Consider the following 4,054-nt stretch of genomic DNA (forward strand, 5'->3'; position numbering starts at 1 on the left):
CCGTGGTCCACTGCTCCCCGTGCCGAGCGCTGTGCCATCCGTAGGCCGCGACCCCGGCGGTGATCGTCGCCGTGACCGACACGATCACCCATAGGGGCAGCGAATTGCCCAGACTGAAGGCCATTCCGCGGTTGAAGGCGAGCCGCAATTCGAGGATCGGTAGTGGGATCGGAGAGCCGACCAATGCTTCTTGCGCCCAGTAGTCGACGGTCAGCGCGGTAGCGACCAATGTCAGCACGAGAGTCACTGCGTAAGCACGCAGCCGCGTGGGAGACGTGGTGGGCGAGCGGTTCACGGATCCTCGTTCTCGGGTGTGTATCTCGGACAGGTGCTGGGTGTCGACGGAAGGGGATCGGTCACCGCCGCAGAGTTGCCATCACATAAAATACTATGCACCATAGTAGTTGATGAACGGCAGAGGCTCCTCCGGTACCGGCTGCACGCGCGTGCCGTCATGAGATCGGCTCCCGGCATCGAGCCCGGGCCTCGACCTCTCGTCTACGACCCGAGCCGGGCGCGGTGGGTGACCGGCAGCAACGGAGTCCGCGCGTGGATCCGGCTCCTCGCCGCCGCCTCATCCGGGCTGATGTTGTATGCCACATTCCCGCCCATCGATCTGTGGTTTCTCGCTCCGGTAGCACTTGCAATGCTGCTGTTGGCTGTGCGCGGGCGAGGGGCGCGTGCGGGGGCCGGCTACGGCTTCGTCGCCGGCTCGGCGTTCTTCGTGCCTCTGCTGCCGTGGGTGGGGGAGTACGTCGGATCGGTGCCGTGGCTGGCGCTGTCCGTCGTTCAAGCACTCTTCGTGGCACTGTTCGGTGCGGTAGCGGATCGGATGTCCCGACTGCCGTGGGCGCCGGTCTGGGTGGCGAGCGCCTGGGTGGCGATGGAAGCGGCACGATCTCGGGTCCCGTTCGGCGGCTTCCCTTGGGGCCGCATCGCATTCGGTCAATCCGACGGGCCGCTGCTGCCTCTGGCTGCGGTGATCGGCGCGCCGGGGTTGTCGTTCGTCGTGGTGCTGATCGGGTCCGCTCTGGCCGGCGTCGTTGCCTCCGGTCGCATCACCCGCAGAACTGCAGCAGCGTCGTGCATCGGTGTGGCCACTGCTGTAGGGGCGCTCACGGTGGTGGCTCCACTGTTCGCTCCGCCGCAGCAGGACACGGTCACCGTCGCCTTGGTGCAAGGCAACGTCCCGCGTCTCGGTCTCGACTTCAACGCCCAACGACGCGCGGTTCTCGACAACCATGTTCAGCGCACCATCGAGCTCGCCGCCGACATCGACTCCGGCCGCGTACGCGCACCCGACCTGGTCATCTGGCCGGAGAACTCCTCCGACATCGATCCCCTGCGCAACCCCGACGCCGCCGCACGTATCGACGCCGCGGCCCGCGCCGTCGGAGTCCCCGTACTCGTCGGCACGGTTCTCCGCCGAGACGACGGCACCACGAGCAACACCTCGATCGTGTGGGATCCCGTCACCGGGCCCGGGCAGAGGCACGACAAGCGGCAACTGGTGCCGTTCGGGGAGTACCTGCCGATGCGCACGATCGTCACCGCACTCTCTCCCTATGCCGCCCAGGCAGGAAACTTCACCCCGGGCCAGGGCAACGGCGTCCTCGACCTCGCCGGAGTGCACGTCGCGGTGGCCACCTGCTACGAGGTCGCCTTCGACTCGTTGCTCACCGACTCCGTGCGCGCCGGTGCCCAGCTGATCGCAGTGCCCACCAACAACGCCACTTTCGGTCGGACGAACATGACCTATCAACAACTCGCCATGTCGCGGGTACGAGCGGTCGAACACGGGCGCAGCGTCGTCGTGTCGGCCACCAGCGGCGTCAGCGCCGTCATCGATGCACGCGGGGAGGTCGTCGAGCGCACGGAGCTGTTCACCCCCGCAGCTGTCGTCACCGAGGTGTCACTGAGCACCACCCTCACCCCGGCGACGATCACCGGCAGCGTTCCGGAATGGATTGCCGCCACCGGCGCTGGTGCAGCACTGGCGTTCTCGCTGCTGCGCCGACCACGCTCCATCACACCGAACCCCGCAAACTACTATGTCGCGTAGTATTTAGATGGTGGTCGGTGAAGGGCGTGCGGAGATGACGATCGACGAACACCCCCGTGCGCACTCGCCGGGACTGGTGCGCAGAACAGTGGCGATGCTGCGCAACCGGTGGCGACAACTGACGTCGATGCGGACAGCGTTGGTGCTGCTGTTCCTCCTCGCCGCCGCAGCTGTCCCCGGCGCTTTGCTGCCGCAGCGCAATCTCAATACCCAGGCCGTCGATTCTTTCATTGCCGCGCGTCCGGTTCTCGGGCCGGTGATGGACACGCTGGAATTGTTCGACGTGTTCGCGAGTTCCTGGTTCACCGCGATCTACGTCCTGTTGTTCGTGTCGCTGATCGGCTGTCTGACTCCCCGGTTGATCGAGCACGGCAAAGCTCTTCGCGCACAACCTGTTCGAGTACCGCGAAACCTCACTCGACTACCGTTGCATCATTCGGGCACCCTCGCCGGTGACCCCGAGAAGGTGATCGCCGACATCGCGCGGCACTTGAAAGGGTGGCGTACCGCCGTTCGACCCGAGCCCGATGGGGCACTGACTCTCTCGGCGGAGAAGGGCTACACCCGCGAGGCCGGGAACCTGCTGTTTCACTTCTCGCTGATCGGTCTGCTCGCGGCCATCGCGATCGGCAAACTGTTCGGCTACGAAGGCTCGGTCATCGTCATCGCCGACAACGGGCCCGGTTTCTGCAACACCTCGCCCGCGATCTACGACTCCTTTCGCGCCGGCAACAGCACCGACGGCACCGGACTCGAGCCGTTCTGTATCCGGGTCAGAGATTTCACCGCCGACTACCTCGAGAACGGTCAGGCCGAGATGTTCACCTCGAACATCTCCTACCAGAGCGCCGACGACATCGCCGCCGACACCTGGCGCGACTATCAACTCAAAGTCAACGAACCCCTCCGGCTCGGCGACGAACGCATCTACCTCACCGGACACGGCTACGCCCCCGAGTTCACCGTCACCTTCCCCGACGGCCAGACCCGCACCGAAGCGCTGCAGTTCCGCCCCGACGACGCCACCACGTTCCTCAGCAGCGGCGCGCTGCGATTCGACCCACCCGGGGGGACCTACGCCACCGCCGAGGAGCGCCGCCGAGGGCAGATCGCCATCGAAGGACTCTTCGCGCCCACCGCGCAATTCAACGGCAACCTGCTCTCCTCCCGCTTCCCGGAACTGGTCGATCCCGCGGTGGCAGTGGACATCTACAAAGGCGACACCGGTCTCGACACCGGCATCCCGCAGTCGATCTTCTCCCTGGACCAGGAGATGATCAACCAGGGCCGGCTGGTCAAGCAGGACCGGGTCAACCTGCGGCCCGGAGAATCGACGACCCTCTCCGACGGCACCGTCGTCCGGTTCGACGGTGCCAAGGAATTCGCGAACCTCCAGGTCGGATACGACCCCGCGCAGCGGTGGGTGCTCGTGTTCGCGGTCACGATGATGACCGGACTACTGGTGTCCCTGGTCATCACACGTCGCCGTGTCTGGTTCCGGGTCCACCCCGGCGAGCGCGGTCTCTCGCCAGTGGACATGGGTGGCCTGGCTCGCACCGATCACGCCGGCTGGGGACCGGAATTCCAGACCCTTCGGTTGAAGATCTGGCCGCACACGCAGAGCCCGTCCGAGAACCACGACAGAGAAACGGTGTAGCACCATGCCGATCGACGACACCCTCGCCCGGTGGAGCGACATCAGCTTCGAGACCGCCTTCGTGGTCTATCTCCTCGCCGCGATCGCATTCCTCGCACAGCTCGCAACGACCCGTAGCGCGGAACTGCACAATACGGAGCGACTTCGTGCTCGGATCATTGCTGCCACGTCGACGACGCCCGGACGCATTCCCGACGCACCCCGGCGAGTTCCATCCGAACGTTTCGGGCGTAGCGGACTCGGGCTGGTGATGGTGGCACTGACCCTGCATATCGGGTCGATCATCCTTCGCGGGATCGCCACCGGCAGGCCGCCGTGGGGCAACATGTACGAAT

At 65.8% G+C, this 4,054-nt stretch carries 2 protein-coding genes and 2 pseudogenes; 3 read left to right on the top strand and 1 reads right to left on the bottom strand.

Annotated elements, in window-relative coordinates; all coding sequences use genetic code 11:
• Positions 1-295: pseudogene (locus tag VF34_RS24120) on the bottom strand (signal peptidase II); the annotation flags it as partial.
• A 291-nt stretch (positions 296-586) separates the two neighbouring features.
• Here VF34_RS24120 and lnt point away from each other — a divergent pair.
• The 3 genes and pseudogenes from lnt to VF34_RS24135 all read left to right on the top strand — a co-directional run.
• Positions 587-2,062: an apolipoprotein N-acyltransferase gene (gene lnt / locus VF34_RS24125; RefSeq protein WP_231578201.1), complete on the top strand. Its 1,476-nt coding sequence runs from the start codon at positions 587-589 to the stop codon at positions 2,060-2,062.
• Between the two features lie 34 nt (positions 2,063-2,096).
• The gene (gene resB / locus VF34_RS24130; RefSeq protein WP_045841170.1) at positions 2,097-3,719 is read left to right on the top strand and encodes a cytochrome c biogenesis protein ResB; all 1,623 of its coding nucleotides are present in this window, start codon (positions 2,097-2,099) and stop codon (positions 3,717-3,719) included.
• Between the two features lie 4 nt (positions 3,720-3,723).
• Positions 3,724-4,054, top strand: a pseudogene (locus VF34_RS24135) (c-type cytochrome biogenesis protein CcsB); the annotation flags it as partial.

This window comes from Rhodococcus sp. PML026 (assembly GCF_000963615.1).
Taxonomy (GTDB): domain Bacteria; phylum Actinomycetota; class Actinomycetes; order Mycobacteriales; family Mycobacteriaceae; genus Rhodococcoides; species Rhodococcoides fascians.

Bases quoted from the DNA above. Each gene is read 5' to 3' on its own strand.
- lnt (WP_231578201.1), top strand. From the start codon at position 587: ATGTTGTATGCCACATTCCCGCCCATCGATCTGTGGTTTCTCGCTCCG.
- resB (WP_045841170.1), top strand. From the start codon at position 2,097: ATGACGATCGACGAACACCCCCGTGCGCACTCGCCGGGACTGGTGCGC.